Genomic DNA, 20,384 nt, shown 5'->3' on the forward strand with positions numbered 1-20,384 from the left:
GGCGATCGTGGGTGTATGTTTCGCTCGAAACTTTTCGACGCCGTGGCGCAGCGGCAATTGGAAGTGTTTTTCTCCGCGCTCCCTCCGCGCCCTTTGCGTGTCCGCGTTGAACACATCGTCCTGCCATCTGCCATCCCGCCAATGACTTAACGATCTCCTCTGCGCCCTCCGCGTCTCCGCGTTGAACAAGGGCAGCGGCTCACGAGAGCCCCGACAGGAACCGGTCGTTTTCCGCGGGCGTGCCGACGCTGACGCGCAGGCAGCCGGCGAGGCCGAGGTAGTGGCTGACGTCGCGCACGATGACGCCGCGGTCGAGCAGTTGCTGCCAGATCGCGTGGGCATCGTCCACGCGGAAGACCAGGAAGTTGGCGGCGCTGGGCCACACGTCGCGGATGGCCGGATGCGCCGCGAGCGCCTCGGCCAGCCGCTCACGCTCGGCCTTGGCCTGCGCCAGGTGGGCCGCGCGCGCCGCACGGGCGGCGTCGGTGAATGCAGACATCGCCGCAGCGACGCAGGGCGTGGGCAGCGGATACGGCGCCATGATCCGGCGGATCAGGCCGATGATTTCGGGCGATGCAATCAGCGCCCCGAGGCGCGCGCCGGCCAGCCCGTAGGCCTTCGACAGCGTGCGCAGCACGGCGAGGTTCGGGTGTGCATCCAGCAGCGTGGTCGCCGATGCGCGGCCGGCGAATTCGACGTAAGCCTCGTCGACCACCACCAGCGCGCGGTCCTGCAGTGCCAGCGCCAGGTCTCGCACCTTCGCCAGCGGCACATCGCCGCCGGTCGGATTGTTCGGCGCGCAGACGAACACCAGCTTGACCGGCTGCTCCAACTCCGTCTGCAGGATGGCGTCCACATCGAGCGCGAAATCGCGGGCCGGATCGAGCGGCACCGTCACGACACCCGCACCCTGCACGCCCGCCGCGACCGCATACATGCCGAAGGTCGGCGGCGAAATCAGCACGGCGTCCTCGCCGGCACGGCAGAAGGCGCGCACCAGCAGGTCGATCGCCTCATCGCTGCCGCGGCCGACGAAGAGCTGCGAAGGGCTCACGCCATAGTCGTCGGCCAGCGCCGCGAGCAGCGCCGCGGGCTGCGGATCCGGATAGCGGTTCAGGCCGAGTGCGTCTTGCTCAAAGGGCGCATACGGCGACTCGTTGGCATTCAGCATCACCGCCGCCCTGCCCGCCTCCATCCGCGCCGAGCTGTAGGGTTTGAGCGACAGCAGCTCCGGCCGCGCCAGTGCGAGCACGCTCACGGCCGGCCCTCGCTGGCGATCGCGCGCAGACGGAGTTGCACCGCCAGCGCGTGCGCGGAGAGGCCCTCGGCGTTGGCCAGCGTGATCGCGGCCGGGCCGATGCCCTTCAGGCCATCGGCGCTGGCTTCCTGCACCGTCACCAGCTTCTGGAAGGACTGCACCGACAATCCGCTCCAGGTGCGCGCATGGCCGTAGGTGGGCAGCACGTGGTTGGTGCCGCTGGTGTAGTCGCCCAGCGACTCGGGCGTATAGCGGCCGAGGAAGATCGAGCCCGCATTCTCCACCGACAGCATCAGTCGGCGCGGATCGGCCACATTGAGGATCAGATGCTCCGGCGCGTAGGCATTCGACACCTCGACCGCCTGCACCAGGTCGTCGACCAGGATCGCGCGGCTGTGCGCCAGCGCCAGGTCCGCATGGCCGGCGCGCGACAGCGTGGCAAGCAGTTCCTGCAGCGCCTCATCGACCGCTTCGACCAGTTCCATGCTCGGCGTGACCAGCAGCGCCTGCGAATCGTGTCCATGCTCGGCCTGCGACAGCAGGTCGGCGGCGACGAACTCGGCATCGGCGATGGCGTCCGCCACCACCAGCACCTCCGACGGCCCGGCCGGCATGTCGATCGCCGGGCCGCCTGGCAGTTGCGACACGCGCAGCTTGGCGGCCGTGACATAGGCGTTGCCGGGACCGTAGAGCTTGTCGCAGCGCGGCACGCTGGCCGTACCGAAGGCCATCGCCGCGATCGCCTGCACGCCGCCGAGCTTGTAGACCGTGTCCACGCCGCAGGCACGCGCCGCGTACAGCACCGCCGGGTCGGCACTGCCGTCCGCGCGCGGCGGGGTGCACAGCACGATCTGGCGGCAGCCCGCCAGCTTGGCCGGCACGCACAGCATCAGCGCGGTCGACGGCAGCGGCGCGCTGCCTGCCGGCACGTAAAGGCCCACGCGCACCACCGGCAGCGGCAGGCGTTCGCACATCACGCCGGGCGCGGTCGAGAGCGCGATCGGCTGCGGCCGCGTCTCGCGGTGGAAGCGCTCGATCCGCCGGCGCGAATCGTCGATCGCCCGCTTCAGCTCCTCGCTGAGCGCGGCCTCGGCCGCGGCGAATTCTGCCGGCGTAACGCCAAACGCCGCCAGTTCGCAGCCGTCATAGCGGCGCGTCAGGGCGCGCAGCGCACTGTCGCCATCGGCGCGCACCTGGTCGATGATGCGTTCGACGCTGGCGAGCAAATCGGCGCTGGCGCTGCTGGCCGGGCGCGCCAGTGCAGCCTCGCGCTCCGCCGCCGAGGCCCTGGCCCACTCGATGCGGGCAAGCTTGCGGAATCCGGTCTGGCTCATGACAGCATCTTCTCCACCGGCAACACGAGTAGTTGCGTCGCCCCCGCCCGTTTGAGTTCTTCCAGGTGCGCCCAGCCGATCGCCTCGTGGCAGACCACCTGGACCGACAGCCGCCCGGCCGGCGTATCCAGCCGCGACACCGTGGCCGGGTCGCCCTTCGGCAGGGCCGCCAGCACCGCCGCCAACTTCGGGGCATCGGTCTGCAGCAGCACCAGCTTGGACTCGCGCACGCGGATCACGCCGTCGATGCGGCGCAGCAGCAGTTCGCGCAGTTCGGCGCGCTCATCGGCGTAGTCCTGGCGCGAAGCAATCAGCACCGCCTCGCTTTCCAGGATCGACGCCACCTCGCGCAACTGGTTGGCCACCAGGGTACCGCCGGACTGCACCAGATCGCAGATCAGGTCCGCGGTACCCAGGCGCGGCGCGATTTCCACCGAGCCGTTCAGCACCACGATGTCTGCCTGCACCTGGTGCTGGCGCAGGTACTGGCCGAGCAGGTTCGGGTAGCTGGTGGCGATGCGCCGGCCCGCCAGGTCCTCCGGGCCAGTCCAGGATTCCTCCTGCGGCACCGCGATCGACAAACGGCAACGCCCGAAACCGAGTTCGCGAATCTCGGCGAAGGCTGGTTCGGTCACTGCCGGGTCGAGCCCCTGCTCGCTGGCGACATTGCGCCCGACGATGCCGAGCTCGCAAACGCCCTGAGCGATCAGGCCCGGAATGTCGTCGTCGCGCACCAGCAACAAATCGATCGGCATGGTCTCGCCGAAGCAGAACAGCTTGTCGCGGCTCTGGCGGAACTTGAGCCCGCAACGGCCGAGCAGATCCTGCGAGGCCTCGGAGAGGCGCCCGGATTTCTGAACGGCGATGCGCAGGCGGTCGCGGGGTTTGGTCATTTTTCGTCAGTAAAAAGTGAAAAGTAAAACGTAAAAGGGAAGAGCGGAGGGGGTGGGCGGGTGAAGCCCATTAGTGCGCTCAATCGTGGCCGGTGTGGGGCCAACGGCCCTTGCGCCGCAGACGCTTGGCCGCCAGCGCGTAGCCACCGTGATCGCCGACCAGGAAACGCGCGACGCGACCGATCGTCGTGACGCTTACCGCAGTGCGATCATGGATCTCGCGGTAGGCAATCTCGTCCATCAGGTAGGGCACCACTTTCCAGCGGTCGGTCAGCGCTTCCAGCTCTGCCGGGGTGGTCAGGTCGCGCAGGAAGGCGCGCATCTCATCCACCGTGCGCAGCGCCAGCAGGCCTTCGCACAGGAAGTCCAGCGGGGTGATTTCGGTGGCTTCCGGCTGCAGCGCGCGACGCTTCATCGTGTAATAGCGCGTTAGTACATTGTCGAAAAGCATAGACGCCGACTTCGCTGCAGGTCAAGTCGCGCGTTCGGCATGGCTTTGCGCGCTATCCCGGGCAGTAGCAGCCACGCGGCACCGCCGACGCTACCAGCCCCGCCTCGGGCGGCAACCAGTTGCCGCCAGCCACTCCATGGCTCTCACCGAACATGCCGCAAGGCATTGATTTAGAAGAGGTAAATTCGGAGGGCAAGAGGGCACGAGGGAAGAGGGCACGAGGGCACGCAAAGGCGCGCCTTCGCACCGAACCGGCTCTTTCGTGCCCTCGTGCCCTCGTGGCTTCGTGCCCTCCAGCTCGATGCGCGAATAAGCGCACCGGCAGGGGCGACCGGGACTCTCACCGAACATGCGCCAAGGTGTTGAATTTCATACATTTTCAGCCCGTGCGAAACGACGACCCTGTGATTGAGTACGCAAAGGACGCAAAGGACGCAAAGACAGCAAGTGCCGGGGATACCCCAGCGCTGTATCGCGTTTGATTTCCTTTGCGTCCTTTGCGTCCAAAACACAGTCCGCGATTTTGCGAGAGTCACGGTTCGATGCGCGAATCAGCGCACCGCCAGGGGCGGCCGGGACTCTCACCGAGCATGTCGCAAGGCATTGATTTAGAAAAGGTAAATTCGGAGGGCAAGAGGGCACACAAAGGCGCTCCTTCGCACCGAACCGGCTCTTGCGTGCCCTCGTGCCCTCGTGGCCTCGTGCCCTCCGGTTCGACGCGCGCACAAGCGCACCGCCAGGGGCGACCGGAACTCTCACCGAACATGATTTAAGTTTCTGAAATACAAGACATTTTCCGCAAAGGACGCAAAGTAGAGCCAAATCCATAGGCGGATGCGGGCGTATGGCGACTCTGCGCAACCTAGGACGCTTTTGCCTTCTTAGCGTCCTTTGCGTCCTTTGCGGACAAGAAACAGGCACCGGTCCGCGACAGTTCGATGCGCGAATAAGCGCGCCGGCCAGGGGCGACCGGAACTCTCACCGAACATGTCGCAAGGCATTGATTTAGCGATGAAGAAATCGGAGGGCATGAGGGTACGCAAAGGCGCGCCTTCGCACCTAACCGGCTCTTGGGTGCCCTCGTGCCCTCGTGGCCTCGTGCCCTCCAGTTCGATGCGCGAATAAGCGCACCGGCAAGGGCGACCGGAACTCTCACCTGGACGCGGACCGACGCAGGCAGCCGATCTCCGCGCACGGCCGCACCACCCTGTCTTTCGACCTATGTACGTATGATATCTTGGTGATATCGTTCTAGCACCAATGGAGGAGAGTGCCATGACCAAGGAAATCCAGAAATCCACCCTGCCCGGCATCCCGATGCTGCTGCTGCTCATCGCCAGCATGCTGGTCACGGTGTTCCTGATGATCGGCGCGGCCGGCAAGGGTGCAGTGGTGCCGGCGCTGCTGCTGGGCCTGGCCGGATTCGTCGAGTTCTTCCTGCTGTTCGGCCTGTTCATGGTGCAACCCAACAACGCTGTGGTGCTGCAGCTGTTCGGCCGCTACATCGGCACCACCCGCGAAGAAGGCCTGCGCTGGGCCAATCCCTTCTACTCCAAGCGTCCGGTCTCGCTGCGCGTGCGCAACTTCGAGTCGAACAAGCTCAAGGTGAATGAACTGGAAGGCTCGCCGATCGAGATCGCATCGGTGGTGGTCTGGCAGGTGGTCGATTCGGCCGAGGCGCTGTTCCAGGTGGACGACTACGAGAACTTCGTCCACGTGCAGTCCGAGTCCGCGCTGCGCCAGATGGCCACCACCTATCCCTACGACCTGCATGACGAGGTCAAGATCGCGCTGCGCAGCCATTCCACCGAGATCTCCGAGCACCTGCAGAAGGAGATCCAGGAGCGCCTGGCGCAAGCCGGCGTCAAGGTGATCGAGGCGCGCATCAGCCACCTCGCCTACGCGCCGGAGATCGCCAACGCGATGCTGCGGCGGCAGCAGGCCAACGCGGTGATCTCGGCGCGCACGCGGATCGTCGAAGGCGCGGTCAGCATGGTGGAACTCGCGCTGGCGCAACTCAGCGCACGCGGCGTGATCCACCTGGACGAAGAACGCAAGGCAGCGATGGTCAGCAACCTGTTGGTGGTGCTGTGCAGCGACAACGACGCGCAACCCGTGGTCAACACGGGCTCGCTGTACGGTTGAGCCGCGATGGCCGAGCGCAAAGCCTATCCGCTCAGGATCAGCGCCGAAGTGCTCGACGCGATGCAGCGCTGGGCCGACGACGAGTTGCGCAGCCTGAACGCGCAGATCGAATACGTGCTGCGCGATGCCCTGCGTCGCGGTGGCCGACTGAAGGGGCGCGAGCCGATGCCGGCCGCGCCCCATCCGCAGGACGACGACACTGGATCCGAACGATGAGAATTCTCCCTCCTTGCCTCGCCCTCGCCGCCCTGCTCTGCGGCGGACACGCGCAGGCGCAGGCGACTGCCCCCGGGCCGGACTGCGGCACCCGCGCCGAGGCGGTGCTCGCCGCCCTCGACGGTGGCCAATACGATCAGGCGCGTGTCGATTTCGATGCACGCATGCTCGCTGGCCTGGGTGCCGACAGCCTGGCCCAGGTGTGGAAATCGCTGCCACTTCAGGCCGGAGAGCGACGCTCACGCGGCGAATTGCAGACGCGCAGCGAGGGCGGCAGCGCGGTCGCGGTCATCCCGCTGGAGCATGCCAAGGCCTGGCTCGAACTGCAGGTCCATTGCAGTGCGGACGGCAAGGTCTCCGGGCTCTGGGTGCGTCCCGGGCGCGCACCGTCGCCGAAAGAGACCGCGGCCAGCGCCAGCCCCGACTGGAGCGAGCGTGCCATCGAAATCGACGGTGGCGGTCCCAAGCTGCCCGGTACGCTGTCCCTGCCGACCCAGACGGTGGTGGCCGGCGTGGTGCTGGTGCATGGCTCGGGTCCGCACGACCGCGACCAGACCATCGGCCCCAACCGGGTGTTTCGGGACCTGGCCCACGGGCTGGCGCGCGAGGGGATCGCCGTACTGCGCTACGACAAGCGCACCCTGGTCGCTCCGGCCGGCTTCGTCAATGCCACGTTCACCACGCGCGAGGAAGTCACCGACGACGCGGTCGCGGCCGTCGAGTTGTTGCGCGCCCAGCCGGAGCTTGCGGATCGTCGCGTCTATGTGCTCGGCCACAGCCTGGGCGCGCTGCTGGCGCCACGCATCGCCGCGCAGGCCAAAGCCGACGGCATGATCATGCTGGCGGCGCCGGCGCGGCCCCTGCACGAACTGATCCCGCGCCAGGTGAACTACCTGATCAACCTCGACGGCGCCGTCAGCGACGAGGAAAAGAAGGCTGAAGCGGAGACCTCGGCAGCCATCGCACAAGTGCGCGCCCTGACGAAGGCCGACGCGAGCAACCCGACGCCGATCCTCGGCCTGCCGGCCGCCTACTGGCTGGACCTGCATGCCTACCAGCACTTCGCGCAGGCCCGCGCGCTGGAAAAGCCGATTCTGCTGCTGCAAGGCGAGGCGGACTACCAGGTGACCATGAATGAGGACTTCCAGACCTGGCAGCACCAGATGCGCGGCGCCAAGCAGTATGTCGGCAAGAGCCATCCCGGCCTCAACCACTTGTTCATGCCGGCCGGCACGCCGCCCGGGCCGGACGACTACCAGAAGGCGGGGCATGTGGATGCCGGCGTGATCGAGGACATCGGCAACTGGTTGCGCGATACGGCGCGGCGCTGAGCGGGCACGAGGGCACGAGGGCACGAGGGCACGCAAGAGCGTTCCAGGACGGACGCAACAAAGGCAAACGGGCGCCTGGGCACGGGGTCCGGGTCGCGACAGCCACCCGACCGCCACTTGGCCCAGATGATTTTCTGTTTGCACTCTTTGCGTCCTTTGCGGACAAGAACAGCAATCGGGGAACACGCGAAATCCTGACGGGCGAACCAGGGCATCGGCAAAGGCGGCCGGCGAGCACGGATTCACCCAGCCGCGACAATCAGCGATCCTTCGCCACCCCCTTGTCCTGGTGATTCGCGATGCCCTTCCTGTATGGCCTGCTGCTTGTCCTGCAGATCGCCTGTGTAGTGCACATGGTGCGCAGCGGCAGGCCCTACTGGTGGGCGTGGATCGTGATCTTCGTGCCGGGCATCGGCGTGGCGGCCTACCTGATCACCCAGGTGCTGCCGGATTTGCAGAACGATCCGCGCGCGCGCCGCGCCGCGCGGGGCCTGGCCAAGCGTCTGGATCCGGAGAAGGATCTGCGCCGCCTGCGGACCGAACTCGAGCGCGCCGATACGGTGCAGAACCGCCTGCGCCTGGGCGCCGAATTCCTCGAACTCGGCGCCGCGGACGAGGCCGAGACGATCTTCCGCGAAAGCCTGCGCGGGATGCACGCGACCGACCCGGACATCCTGCTCGCGCTGGCCAAGGCGCAGTCGGCCCAGGGCAAGGCGGGTGAGACGATCGCGACCCTGGACACGCTCAAGGCGGCCAATCCCGGCTTCAAGTCGCCCGACGGTCACCTGCTCTACGCGCGTTCGCTCGAAGGACTGGAGCGCACGGCCGAAGCGCTCGCCGAGTACGACGTACTGGAAGACTCCTTCCCCGGCGAGGAAGCGCGTGTGCGCAAGGCGGAACTGCTGCGCGTCCTGGGCCGTGATGCGGATGCCCGCGTGGTGCTCGAAAAGGTCATCGAGCGCGCGCGCATCGCTCCGGACTTCTACCGCAAGGCGCAACGCGAGTGGGTGGACCGGGCGAAGCAGATGCTGCGGGGGTGAGCCTAGCGCGCGTAGCCCGATGTGCGGCGCCAGCCGCTCACCGGGTGCTTGCCGCAAGTACCCGGTGAGCGCGCAGACGCGCGCACATCGGGCTACGCGCCCTCCCCCGCTACTCGCAACTCCGCCGCAGCGACAGACCTTGCGCGATCTCGCCCCAGTCGAAGGCCGACACCGCCTGATCGTCGTGCACCGCATAGAACACGCCCGAAGGAAAGGCCGGACTCGCTTGCATGCTCAGGTGGATGCCGTCGGTGTTGCTGGTGTTGCGACCGGAGAAGCTGCCGAGGTGCTTGAGGCTGACGCGGTCGAAGACCTGGAAACGGTTGCCGTCATCGCGCTGGTCGGTGGCTACCCAGTAGCCGCTGCCGTCGGGGCAGCCCCACAGCGCGATGCCTTCGGCCTGGCCGTCGAAATGGCTGGGATCGAGGTCGATGCCCAGGTACTGGCCGCCCATGTCGTAGACCCGCAGCGTGCTGCCGGTTTCGAGGAACTCCTCGGCGATCAGCAGGCGCCCGTGCGGCGGGTCCCCGTAGATCGACTCGACCCAGCGCAGTGCGCCGCTCGCGCTGGTATCGCCGAAACTGCGGGTGTAGTCGACCGTCACCGCCGCGCCGGCACGCCGCATGCGGTACAGCTTCACGCGCTCGGACAACTGCTCCAGCGGCGGTGGCCTTCCGTCCGCCTTCTGGTAGCTGTCGGTGACGTAGACGTCGAACTCACCCTCGCCCTTGCGGTCGATCCACAAGCCGTAGGGCACGCGCAACTCGCTGGCGCCGAAGATCGCGAGCGGCCGGAAATCCGGCAGCGAGAGCACCTGCACGCGATGGTTGTCGCGCTCGACCACCAGCAGCAGGTCCTCGATGACCGCGATGCCATTCGGGCGTTCGAACTGGCCAGGCGCCGTGCCCGGACCGCCGACCCGGCGCAGGTTCTGGCCGGTGTCGGCATCGAAGACCACCAGGTTGTCGACATCCTTGGCCGACGCGAACAGCCAGTGGCCACCATCGGGCGCGCGCCAGGTGGCGACCGAATCGATGTTGTCCGCAGGGCTGGGCGTGGTGGTGTAGCGCTCGACCAGGCGCAGCCCCGCGCTGGTGTCGGCACGCTGCGGGCCGGGGGCGGCGCAGGCCGCGAGCAGGCTCGCGAGCAGGCCGGTGAGCAGGCTTCGAGTGGGGTATCTGGTCATCCGTCGATGCTATCGCCCTCGCCGGTCGATGTGAGCCCCGGGATTACTCAAAACCATTCGCAAAGATCATCGGCGCATCCGGCGCACGCGCGAACACCAGCAAGGTTGCGCTGTAGCCGGGCACACTGGACAGGGACAGGGTCGTGCCGGCAACCGGCAGCGCGTTGGCCACCTGAGCATAGACGCCTGATGCCAGACGCCACGCGCTGTAGCTCTGGACCGACAGGCCTGCCAGGCTGACCTCGATGCTGCGCGCCGACGGGTTGCGATTGAACAGCAGCACGCGCAGCGGGCCACCCGCCTGGTCGACCGCGTAGGCGCCTACGAGGTCCGGCTGGCTGGACGTGGCGGGTATCGAATCGCCCAGCACGCGGGTGTGGGCGCCGTCGTAGTCGAGGTACATCCGGAAGGCGTGCTCGCTCAACGTGCCGTCATTCGGTGCAACCCAGCGGGTGGCGTAGTCGACGCCTTCGCGACCGAAGATCGCCAGCAACTCGGCCTGCGCGATGGCGCCGGTGACGCCGTTGTCCGGCCCCCACTTGTACTCGGTCAACGCCAGCTTGGTGCCCGGACAGTGCGTATCGATGGCGGTGCGCGCGCGCCGCAGCAGGTTGGGATTCGGATAGGCGGTCTGGCCGATCCACGATTCGCTGGTGTAGCTGGCGTCGTACAGTTCGCGCAGCGAGCGCAAGCGGCGTGCCTGGACATCAGGCTGCTCGCCGGCGGCGACATCGTTGTCGAGGCCATCGATGCCGGCGCCCTGCGGGTAGTAGTGCAGGTCGAGGTAATCCACCAGGCGCACGCCGCCGGGACCAGGCTCGGCGCACACCCGCTGCAGGTACCACTCGACGAAAGGCGTGCCGCCATGCGCCGTGCGGTCCGGCCCTTCGAAACAGTTGCCGAGCGCGGCATCGGCGGCGCTGGTCCAGAAATCGCACCAGCCCCAGGTCACCGGGCCAAAGATCTTCGCACCCGGTTCGACCGCCTTGATCGCCAGCGCGCGGTCGCGACCGCGGGTCCAGACTTCATCGTAAGTCGGCGCCTGCGGGTGCACATCGCGGTGGGTGGAGTCCCACAGCATCGGCTCGTTGTCGAGCGAGTAGAACTTCATCCCGCCCTGCGCCGCCGCCCCGTGGCGCGCCCGCAAATGAGTCACCCAGTCCGCGGCATAGGATGGCGGCGCGGCCTTGGAGGTATCGGCCGGGTTGTTGCCGACGATCTTCCCGCCCTGGCAAAAGGGTCCGTTCGCACACAGGCCGTTGCCGGAATCGGCGCTGCACCAGTTCGGCGGATTCGGCAGGTAGAAGCGGCATTCGTCCATCGTCTGCGCACCGTACAACTGCTGCGAGAAGCCCCAGGCCTTGAGCCGCGAGTCCTTGGGCACCCAGCCGATGGTCGGGATGGTGACCAGCGGCTCGCCGCCCTGCGACTTGGTCGCCGCGATGAAGGCATTCGCGCTGGAGCCGTCCGGAAGGTTTTGCCCGCTGCCATCCGGGATGTTCTGGTAGAAGTAGTCGTTCGCCGTGTTGTGCACGTCGAACTGCCAGTTGTAGCGCGTGGTGCTGTTGCCGCCCGAGCGGCGCGTGGGATAGCGCAGGTCGGCGTGCTGCGCATCGGAGCCGAAGTTGACGCCGTAGATGTTCGGATCGATCGGACGCCGGCTGCCGCCGAGGTCGATCGTGACCGTCACCGGGCCCGGCGGCGGCCCGCCGGCTTCCAGCACCACATCGTCGATGTGGATCGCCGCCTGGTTCGCGCCGCTCTGGTCCTGCAGGATGATCCCGTCGAAGGTGCCCGCCGGCGCGCCGGCGCCGGTGAACGGCTGCCAGACCTCGCGCCATTGGCCGGCCGCGAGCGCACCGCCGCTGACGATCTGGTTCAGCGGCCGCTCGAAGACCACGGTCTGGCCGAGCTGGAATGTCAGCCGCAGGTTCTGCCCGCCGGCACTGCCGCCGTGCACCCACAGGCGCAGCCCGGTGTAGTCGGCGAAAGCGCGCGCCGCGCCGGGCGAGGCGAAATACAGCCCCTCGAAGCTGTCCGGCTCCATCGAGATCGCGAACTGCCCGGCATGCACCGGATCAGCCGACGCCAGGTTGACCGTCGCCCAGCTCCAGTTCTGCCAGCCATTGCCGAGGGCATCGGTGTACACCGTGCTTTGCGCGGCGCCCGCCAGCGGCGCCAGCAGCAACACCCAGCCAAGCATCCTGCGCACGCGAGTCTCCTGGTGCCTGTCGAGGCGAACCAATCTACGCCAGCACGACCGGGGAAGGCGGACCTGGGTCACGACTGCGAGGGTTGCGCCTGCTTGAGTCCGGTTGTGGGTTGTGGGTTGTGAGTTGTGGGCAGCCGAAGCAAAAGCTCAGTGCGCGCGCCGGAGCGAAAGGCGGCGCCGCGCCTCTGCTGCCCACAACCCAGAACCCACAACCCACAACCGGACTCAAATCGCCCACCACCGCTCACCCCACCCGCTTGGGCATCTGGATCTGGAATTCGACGCCCTTGCCGGGGGCGCTGATGCAGTCGAGTGAGCCGCGCAGCAACTGGGTCACGAGGTTGTAGACCACGTGCAGGCCGAGGCCGCTGCCGCCCTGGCCGCGCTTGGTGGTGAAGAAGGGATCGAACACGCGCTGGCGCACGTCTTCGCTCATGCCGACACCGTTGTCGCGGTACAACAGCAGCCATTCCTCGTCGTAGCTCTCGCATTCGATGCGGATCTCGCCGCGCGCGATGCCGTCGAAAGCGTGGATCAGCGAGTTCATCACCAGGTTCACCACGATCTGGCTGATCGCGCCGGGATAGGTGTAGATCCGCAGATTTTCCGGGCACTTGATGCTGACAGTGTGCGGGGTTTTCTTCAGCGCCGGCCCCAGCGAGACCAGAACTTCTTCCAGGTAGGTCCGAAGATCGATCTCGCGCGCCTGCTCGCTGGACTGGTCCACCGCGACCTGCTTGAAGCTCTTGATCAGCTGGCCGGCGCGGCGCAGGTTGGACAGGATCAGCTGCGCACTGCTCAGCGCCTCCGACTGGTAGGCATCCAGGGCGCCGCGCGAAACCTTGCCTTCTCCCACCAGTTTCATCAGTTTACGGGTCTCGTCCTCCAGGTGCGAGGCCGCAGTGACGCCAATCCCCAGCGGCGTGTTGATCTCGTGCGCGATGCCGGCGACCAGCCCTCCCAGTGCCGCCATCTTTTCCGACTCCACCAGTTGCCGCTGGGTGAGTTTCAGCTCGTCCAGGGTGAACTGCAGCTCGCGGTTGGACAGCCGGAGCGCGCGCGTGCGCTCCTCGACGCGGTGCTCGAGTTCGTCGTTGAGCTTGCGCAATTGCTCGGCCGCCTCGGCGCTGGCGCTGACATCGCGGCTGGTGCCAACCATGCGCAGCGCACGCCCATCGGCATCACGCTCCACCGCAAAACCGCGCGACAGCACCCAGCACCACATCCCGTCCAGCGTGCGCATGCGGAAGGTGTTCTCGTAGAACTCCGACTGCCCCTGGATATGCCGGGTCAGTTGCGCCAGTACATCCGGCTGGTCGTCCGGATGCACCTCGCGCAGGAACTCCTCGCGGCTGGCGAAGCGCACTGTCGCCGAGGCGCTGATGATCGGCAGGATGTTCTCGCGCACCATCCTGCCGGTTCGCAGGTCGAGGTCCCAGAGTTCATCGCGGCTGCCCCACAGGGTGAGCTTGAGGCGCTCCTCGCTGCGGCGGATCGCCTCGGCGACCGAACGCTCGCGTTCCCATCGGAGACGGGTGCGCAGCAGCGCTGCCAGGATCAGGATGGCGAGGACCAGCGCATACAGTCCCAGCGCGCCGGGCGAGCGCCAGGGTTGCGGCTCGATCGTCAGCGCCAGGGTCGCTTCCGGGCCGTAGCCGCCACTGTCGTCGTCGCGCACCCGCGCGCGGAGCCGGTACTGTCCGGGCCCCAGGTTGTTCCAGGCGGCCGTCCGCGAGAGCTGGACGTCCTCGATCCAGTCCTCGTCCAGCCCGTCCAGCCGGTAACTGAAACGCAGTCCATCGGGATTGGCGTAGTCCAGCGCCGACAGGTCGATGGCGATGCTGGAGTGCTCCGGACCGAGGATCAGCTGGTCGACCGAATGAATCGCCTGCGAGAGCGGAGAGCTCGGATCGAAGCGCTTGAGCCGGACTTCCGCGTTGTCCAGCCGCAGGTCGCTGAACACGGGTTGCGGCACGCGTCCGCGCCGCGGCAAACGATCCGGGTGGAAAGCGAGCACGCCGCGCAGGCCGCCGAAGTAGATCGAACCGTCGGCGCCGCGCGCGACACTGCCGATGAAGTAGCCCGAACGGTCCATCCCGTCACTGGCGCTGAAGCGCTGCACCTCGCGAGTGGCCGGGTCATAGGCATTGACGCCGACCGTAGTGCCGATCCACAGCCTGCCGTGGGCGTCCTCGACCAGGGTGCCGATCGCATCGGCGCCGAGTCCCTCGCGCTTGCCGACGGCGTCGAAGCGCAGCGTGCCGTCCTTGCGGCGGCTGACGCGGTTGACCCCACCACCCTGAGTGCCGACCCACAGCGTCCCGTCGCGCGCCTCGATGATCATGCTCACCGAGTTGTGGCTGAGCGACTCGAGGTCCCCCGGGCGCTCGCGATAGTGCTCGAAGCTGCCGCTGGCGCGGTCGAAGCGCGCCAGGCCGGCGCCGAAGGTGCCGATCCAGAACTCGCCGCTGGCAGTCTCGGCCATGCTGTAGACATTGCCCGACTGCAGGCTGCGTGGATTGGCCGGATCCGGCGCATACACCTCGAATCCGTGTTCGTCGTCGATCCAGCGCGCCAGTCCGCCGGTCTCGAACCCGACCCACAGCGAACCAGCGCGGTCCACATGGAGCACCTGGACGACATTGTCCGGCGGCGCGCCGGGGCGCCCGTCGTCGCGCCGGAAATGATCGAAACCGCGACCGTCCGCGCGCATCCGCGACAGTCCGGTGCCCTGGGTACCGACCCATAGCCGCCCGTCCGGCGTACGCGCGATCGACTGCACCACGTTGCCGGCGAGCGAGGCCGGATCGGATGCGTCGTGCACCCAGCGCTGCAGCACGCCCTGCTCGAGGTCGTAGTGGACCAGTCCGCCGCCTTCCAGCATGCCCATCCACAGGCTGTCATCGTGATCCCGCCAGAGCGCGCGCACCGGACTGGCCGGCAGGCTGGTGCGATCGCGCCCGTGCGATCGGATCAGGCGGACGACCTGGGTAGCTGGGTTGTGGATCGAGAACCCCCCGGTCCAGGTGCCGATCCAGATCAGCCCGTCGCGGTCCTCATAGAGTGCAGCGATCCGGTTTGCCGCGGGGCTGCCGGCGTCACCGGCGTCATGCCGCCAGGACAGGAAACCATCGCGAGCCGGCAGGTGGATCGCCAGGCCGTTCATCGTCCCTACCCACAACTGGCCCGCACGGGTGGTCAACAGCGCGCGCACCTGGTCGTCCGGCAGGGTGCCGTCGACCCCGGGCTGAGCGCGGTAATGCGCCAGCAGATCGCCTTCCGGCGACAGCCGCAGCAGGCCAAGACGGGTGGCCCCAACCCAGACTGATCCATCGGCCGCGAGCGCGAGGGCCTGCAGGTCCGCCAGCGCATGTGTCCCGGCACCGACCTTGGCGAAACTGCCGTCCTGCGATCGGTAGCGCCAGAGACCGCGGCTGCCGGCCAGCCAGACCTCGCCGGCGGCGCCTTCGACCATGCTGCGGATCACGCCGAGCTGGTCGGGCGGCGGCCCCAGCGACTGGAAGCTGGTGGCCGCCGGCGCAAGGCGCTGCAACGCGCCACCCGAGGTGGCCACCCACAACCGGCCGTCGCTGGCGCGCATCAGGGCGGTGACGCCGTCGGCCGCGAGGCTGCCTGGCTGGTCCGGACGATGGCGCCAGGCCTGGATGTCGTCGGTGGCGGGATCCAGCCGGCTCAGCCCGCCGGCCATCGTGCCGACCCACAGCGCGCCGTGCTCGCCGCGCGCCAGCGACGTGATGTGGCTGTCGCCCAGCGCATGCGGATCCCGGCGATCGCGGTGGTAGGTGCGGAAGGCGTAGCCGTCGAAGCGGTTGAGCCCATCCTGGGTACCGATCCAGACGAAACCCTGCTCATCCTGCAGGATCGCCCGCGCCGTCACTTGCGACAGCCCGCTGGCGATGCCGAAATTGCGAAAGCGCACGGAATCGACCGTAGCCGCCGCGGCGCGCTCGCCGGCCAGCGCGAACCCGCTGGCGAGCATCAGCCACCCGGCGAGCAGGCCGCGCAGCATCACGCGTCGCCTTCCGGCCGGTTGCCGGTGCGTCCGGGCGCCACGCGCGGCAGTCGCAGGTGGAAATGGGTCCCACGACCGAGTGCGCTGTCGCAACTGACCCTGCCGCACAGCACCTGGGTGGCGAGGTTGTAGACGATATGCAGGCCCAGGCCGCTGCCGCCACTGCCGCGACGGGTGGTGAAGAAAGGCTCGAAAACCCGCTTCTGCACGCTCTCGCTCATGCCCTTGCCGTTGTCGCGGTAGTCGATCACCACGTCATCGCCGTCGGTGCCGACCTCGATGTCGATGCGCCCACCCTGCTGCTCGTCGAAAGCATGCACCAGCGAATTGATCACGAGGTTGACGAGGATCTGGTAGAGCGCGCCAGGATAGGTGTCCATCACCAGATTCTCGTCGCCGCGGATCTCCACCTCGGTGCGCTGTTTCTTGATCCTGGGATGCAGTGACATCAGCACTTCGGAAAGGTATTCGCGCAGCTTGAACACTCGCCGCTGCTCGCTCGACTGGTCCACCGCGACCTGCTTGAAGCTGCGCACCAGCTGGCTGGCGCGCTCCAGGTTGCGCAGCACCAGGTCGCTGCTCTGGCGCGCCTGGTCGACATAGCGATCGAGCTCGCCGCGGTTGACCTTCCCGCCCGCCACCAGTTTCGCCAGCTGCTCGGTTTCGTGCTGCAAGTGGGATGCCGCGGTCACTCCGACCCCCAGCGGCGTGTTGATTTCATGCGCCACCCCCGCGACCAACCCGCCGAGTGCCGCGAGCTTCTCCGACTCGACCAGCTGCCGCTGTGCCCGCACCAGCTGATCGAGCGTGCGCTTCAGGTCCGCATTGGCACGCTCGAGCGCCTCGGTGCGCGTCACCACGCGCGTTTCCAGCTCTTCGTTGAGGCTGCGCAGGTCTTCCTCCACCTGCTTGAGCTGGGTGATGTCGCGGTTGGTGCCGACCATGCGCAGGGCGAGGCCCTTGCTGTCGCGCACCAGCACGCGCCCCTTGCCGAGCAGCCAGACCCAGCCGCCGTCGGCACCGATGGTGCGATAACTGCACTCGAAGTGGTCGACCTCGCCCTTCAGGTGCGCCAGCAGGTTCTCGCGCAGGCGCGCCTGGTCCGCCGGGTGCACATGGTTCATGTAGTCGGCGAGCTTGGGCACCAGCACATCGGTACTGAGGCGGATGCTCGGCAACGGGTTCTCGCGCCGGATGCGGCCGCTGCTGAGGTCGATGTCCCACATCTCGTCGCCGCTGCCCCACAGCGCGAGGTTCAGGCGATCCCGCGACGAGCGCGCCGCCTCCTCGTTGGCGCGCAGCTCGGTGATGTCGAAGGTGGTGCCGACCATGCGCAGCGCGCGTCCCGACGCATCGCGCGAGAACACCCTTCCGCGCGACAGCAGCCAGCGCCACTGGCCATCGACGTCCGAGCTGCGGTAACTGCATTCGAACAAGTCGCTGCTGCCCTTCAGGCACGCCGACAGCATGTCGCGGAAACGCGGCTGGTCATCCGGGTGCACGAAGGGCGTATACGCCTCCAGGGTGTCGGCCTTCGCCTTGCGCGTGACATCCAGGTGCTCCAGCCGGTTGCGACGGCTGAGCTTGCCGCTGCGCAAATCGGCATCCCACAACTCGCCGCGGCTGCCCCACAGCGCGTATTTCAGCATCGCCTCGCTCTGCGCAAGGGCGTCCTGGGTGTGCTCACGCTCGTGTGTGCGCGAGCGGTAGCGCCAGGCCAGCAGGGCGATCACACTCGCAAGCAGCAGCGCATAACCCAGGCGCGCCCAGGGGCCCAGCCACGGTGCAGCGAGCACCTCGATGGCCAGCGAGCGCGCGCCGATCCGCTGCGCGCCATCCCAGGCTTCCACCTCGAACTGGTACTTGGCGCTCGGCAGGCCGGTGTATGTGGCGGCCCGGCGCGACGCATCGGTGTCGATCCAGTCCGTGTCCCGACCGAGCAGGCGATAGCGGTAGTGCAGCGTTTCCGCCCGCCGCAGGTCGAGCGCGGCAAATTCGATGGCCACCATGTCCTGATCATGCCGCAGGCGCAGGGCGGTGCTGTGCTCGATGGCGCTCTCCAGCGGCGAGTCGCCCACGCCGGGCAACATCGGGCGATTGCCGATGCGCAATTCCGTCAGGACCACCGCGGCCGCTTGCTGACGGAAAGCGACGCTTGCGGGTTCGGCGATGCTGACGAGCCCCTGCGAGCCGCCAAAATGCAGCCCTCCGGCCGTATCCCGCGCCGCCGAGGCCACGAAGAAATCCGCCGCGAGCAGGGGATCGCGGTCGCCCAGGCATTCGAAACGCGCGTGCGCCAGGTAAAACAGGCACAGTCCACGGGTCGTGCTGACCCACAGGCGACCATCGCCGCCATCCAGGATCGCACCCACCATCGACGATGCCAGTCCAGCCTCCTCGCTGTAGCTGCGGGCCGCGACCGGCTCCCCGGCCGCGTCGCGCTCGATGCGGGTGATGCCGCCGCCCTGGGTGCCGATCCACAACACGCCGTTGCTGTCCTCGGTCAGGCTGGTGACGCTGTCATGCGTCAGAGCCAGGGCTGCCGGCCCCTTGCGCGTCAGGGCGCCCCAACGCTGGGTGCGCGGGTCGTACCAGGACAAGCCTGCCCGCCGCACCGCAAACCAGAGGCGGCCATCGGCGCTCTCCAGGATGTCGTTGACGGACGTGCCGAGAGGCCCGCTGCTGCCGGACGGATCCACCGGCCAGTTGCGCAGTTCCTCGCAATCGCGGCACAGCGAGTACACGCCGCCGCTGAGCAAGCCTATCCATAGCGTGCCATCGCGATCGATGCGCAGCGCCTGCACGCCATTGGCCGGGAGTGCGCGGGGACCGATGCCAGTCGGGATGCGCCGCACACCGGCATCGTCGCCGAACCAGTCCAGCCCACCGCGCAGGTATCCGACCCAGACACCGCCGTCCGCGGCGAGAATGCCGGTCACATCGCCGGAGGCCAGGCGCGGCTCGGGACCATCTTCGGCAAGGTGCCGCAGCACCCGCCCGGCGCGATCCAGCTGGACCGCGCCGCCGCGATCGACCTGGCCGATCCAGATACCGCCATCCTTGCCGCCTGCGAGCGCGTTGACCGCATTCGTGGGCAGGCCCCAGGGCGCGGGATCTCCATGCCGTTGCACGCGGATCAGTTCGGTTTCAGGGTCGAAGCGCGCCAGGCCCCCAGTCCAGGTGCCGATCCACAGCAGGCCGCGACGATCCTCCAGCAGCGAAACCACGCGATCCCCGGGCAGTGCCGCGCGATCGCCGGGACGATGGCGCCAGGCGGACACGCTGCCGTCCGCCTCGATCCTTCCCAGCCCCTGCGCCATGCCAACCCAGAGCCGGCCGGACGCATCCTGCAACAGTGATCGCACCGAATCGTCCGGCAGGCTGGCACTGTCGGTCCCCTTGCGCAGCCGGCGCACCACCCTCCCTTGAGCATCCAGCAACAGCAGGCCCTGGTTGTTGCTGCCGATGGCCAGCCCGCCGTCAGCCAGCGGCAACACTGCCTGGACAATGGTGCCCGGTGGCAGCACGCCGGAGAGCAGTACGCGGGTGCGCTTGCCGTCGGGGTCCAGTTCCCAGAGCTCATCGTCCTGCGCGACGATCAGGCGACCGTCGGTGCGCAGGTACAGCACCCGCTGCCGGTTCGCAGGTGCAGTCAGCCCCGGCAGGGCCTCGAAAGCGCGGGTTTCCGGGTCCAGCCGCTGGACCCCCCCGCGACGGGTGGATGCATAGACCTGGCCATCGGCGCCGGCGTGCACCGCGATCACCAGGTTGTCGCGCAGTCCGCCGCGCTCGGTGTCGAAACGCTCGACTCTGCCGCTGGCGGGATCCAGGCGGTTCAGTCCCCCCTGGGTGGCCGCCCAGATGCCGCCATCGCGATCTTCCGCCAGCGCCAGGACGTAGTTGTCGCCGAGCGATGCCGAGTCTGCTGCACGATGGCGCCAGACCTGGAAGCCGTAACCGTCGAAACGGTTGAGTCCGTCCTGGGTGCCGATCCAGAGGAAGCCGTGGCGATCCTCCAGGATGTCGGTCGCCGACACCTGCGAAAGGCCGGCCTCAGTGGAATAGGTGCGAAAGCGCACGTCCACCGGCGCTGGCGCGGCCAGGCCCGTCGAGGAAAAACCCAGGCAAGCAACGAGCAGCCACAGCCACACCCGCGCCAGCGTTGCCGCAGACGCCGCGGGTACACCAGGCAGTGGCGCCGATTCCCCCATCCCCGCAGCCTAACGCAGAGCCGCCCCGTCCGCGATAGCCGACCTTCCACCATCGGACGATCCACGGCTCATGC

General features: G+C 67.9%; 12 protein-coding genes. 4 read left to right on the forward strand and 8 right to left on the reverse strand.

Annotated elements, in window-relative coordinates; genetic code table 11:
• Positions 1-199: 199 nt before the first annotated feature.
• From hisC to IPK27_21665, 4 genes are all read right to left on the reverse strand, one after another.
• Complete coding sequence (gene hisC, locus IPK27_21650; protein ID MBK8070117.1) at positions 200-1,258, reverse strand: histidinol-phosphate transaminase; 1,059 nt, start codon at positions 1,256-1,258, stop codon at positions 200-202.
• Positions 1,255-2,592, reverse strand: a complete 1,338-nt coding sequence (hisD, locus tag IPK27_21655; GenBank protein ID MBK8070118.1) for a histidinol dehydrogenase — start codon at positions 2,590-2,592, stop codon at positions 1,255-1,257. Before hisD ends, hisC begins: the two co-directional genes overlap by 4 nt.
• Complete coding sequence (locus IPK27_21660) at positions 2,589-3,485, reverse strand: ATP phosphoribosyltransferase (protein ID MBK8070119.1); 897 nt, start codon at positions 3,483-3,485, stop codon at positions 2,589-2,591. The genes hisD and IPK27_21660 overlap by 4 nt, the downstream gene beginning before the upstream one ends.
• A gap of 79 nt (positions 3,486-3,564) precedes the next feature.
• Positions 3,565-3,900 (reverse strand): DNA-binding transcriptional regulator, encoded by a 336-nt coding sequence (locus IPK27_21665; GenBank protein MBK8070120.1) that lies wholly within the window; start codon positions 3,898-3,900, stop codon positions 3,565-3,567.
• Positions 3,901-5,211: 1,311 nt separating this feature from the next.
• Between IPK27_21665 and IPK27_21670 the strand changes: the two genes are divergently transcribed.
• The 4 genes from IPK27_21670 to IPK27_21685 all read left to right on the forward strand — a co-directional run bounded on the left by IPK27_21670 (position 5,212) and on the right by IPK27_21685 (position 8,668).
• The gene (locus IPK27_21670; protein ID MBK8070121.1) at positions 5,212-6,081 is read left to right on the forward strand and encodes an SPFH domain-containing protein; all 870 of its coding nucleotides are present in this window, start codon (positions 5,212-5,214) and stop codon (positions 6,079-6,081) included.
• Positions 6,082-6,087: 6 nt separating this feature from the next.
• Positions 6,088-6,297 carry an Arc family DNA-binding protein gene (locus tag IPK27_21675; protein ID MBK8070122.1) on the forward strand — a complete coding sequence of 70 codons (210 nt, stop codon included), beginning with the start codon at positions 6,088-6,090 and terminating at the stop codon, positions 6,295-6,297.
• Positions 6,294-7,628: an alpha/beta fold hydrolase gene (locus IPK27_21680; GenBank protein MBK8070123.1), complete on the forward strand. Its 1,335-nt coding sequence runs from the start codon at positions 6,294-6,296 to the stop codon at positions 7,626-7,628. The genes IPK27_21675 and IPK27_21680 overlap by 4 nt, the downstream gene beginning before the upstream one ends.
• Positions 7,629-7,927: 299 nt before the next feature.
• The gene (locus IPK27_21685; GenBank protein ID MBK8070124.1) at positions 7,928-8,668 is read left to right on the forward strand and encodes a hypothetical protein; all 741 of its coding nucleotides are present in this window, start codon (positions 7,928-7,930) and stop codon (positions 8,666-8,668) included.
• Between the two features lie 109 nt (positions 8,669-8,777).
• Here the strand turns inward: IPK27_21685 and IPK27_21690 are convergent, their stop codons facing one another.
• The 4 genes from IPK27_21690 to IPK27_21705 all read right to left on the reverse strand — a co-directional run bounded on the left by IPK27_21690 (position 8,778) and on the right by IPK27_21705 (position 20,310).
• Positions 8,778-9,854 carry a phytase gene (locus IPK27_21690; GenBank protein ID MBK8070125.1) on the reverse strand — a complete coding sequence of 359 codons (1,077 nt, stop codon included), beginning with the start codon at positions 9,852-9,854 and terminating at the stop codon, positions 8,778-8,780.
• 43 nt (positions 9,855-9,897) lie between these two features.
• Positions 9,898-12,066, reverse strand: a complete 2,169-nt coding sequence (locus IPK27_21695; protein MBK8070126.1) for a glycoside hydrolase family 44 protein — start codon at positions 12,064-12,066, stop codon at positions 9,898-9,900.
• Positions 12,067-12,310: 244 nt separating this feature from the next.
• A complete protein-coding gene (locus tag IPK27_21700) occupies positions 12,311-16,096 on the reverse strand; it encodes a PAS domain-containing protein (protein ID MBK8070127.1) in 3,786 nt (1,261 codons plus the stop codon).
• Entirely contained in the window at positions 16,096-20,310 is a 4,215-nt protein-coding gene (locus IPK27_21705; GenBank protein ID MBK8070128.1) for a PAS domain-containing protein, read from the reverse strand. The genes IPK27_21700 and IPK27_21705 overlap by 1 nt, the downstream gene beginning before the upstream one ends.
• Positions 20,311-20,384 lie beyond the last annotated feature (74 nt).

Source organism: Rhodanobacteraceae bacterium, assembly GCA_016713135.1.
Classification (GTDB): domain Bacteria; phylum Pseudomonadota; class Gammaproteobacteria; order Xanthomonadales; family SZUA-5; genus JADKFD01.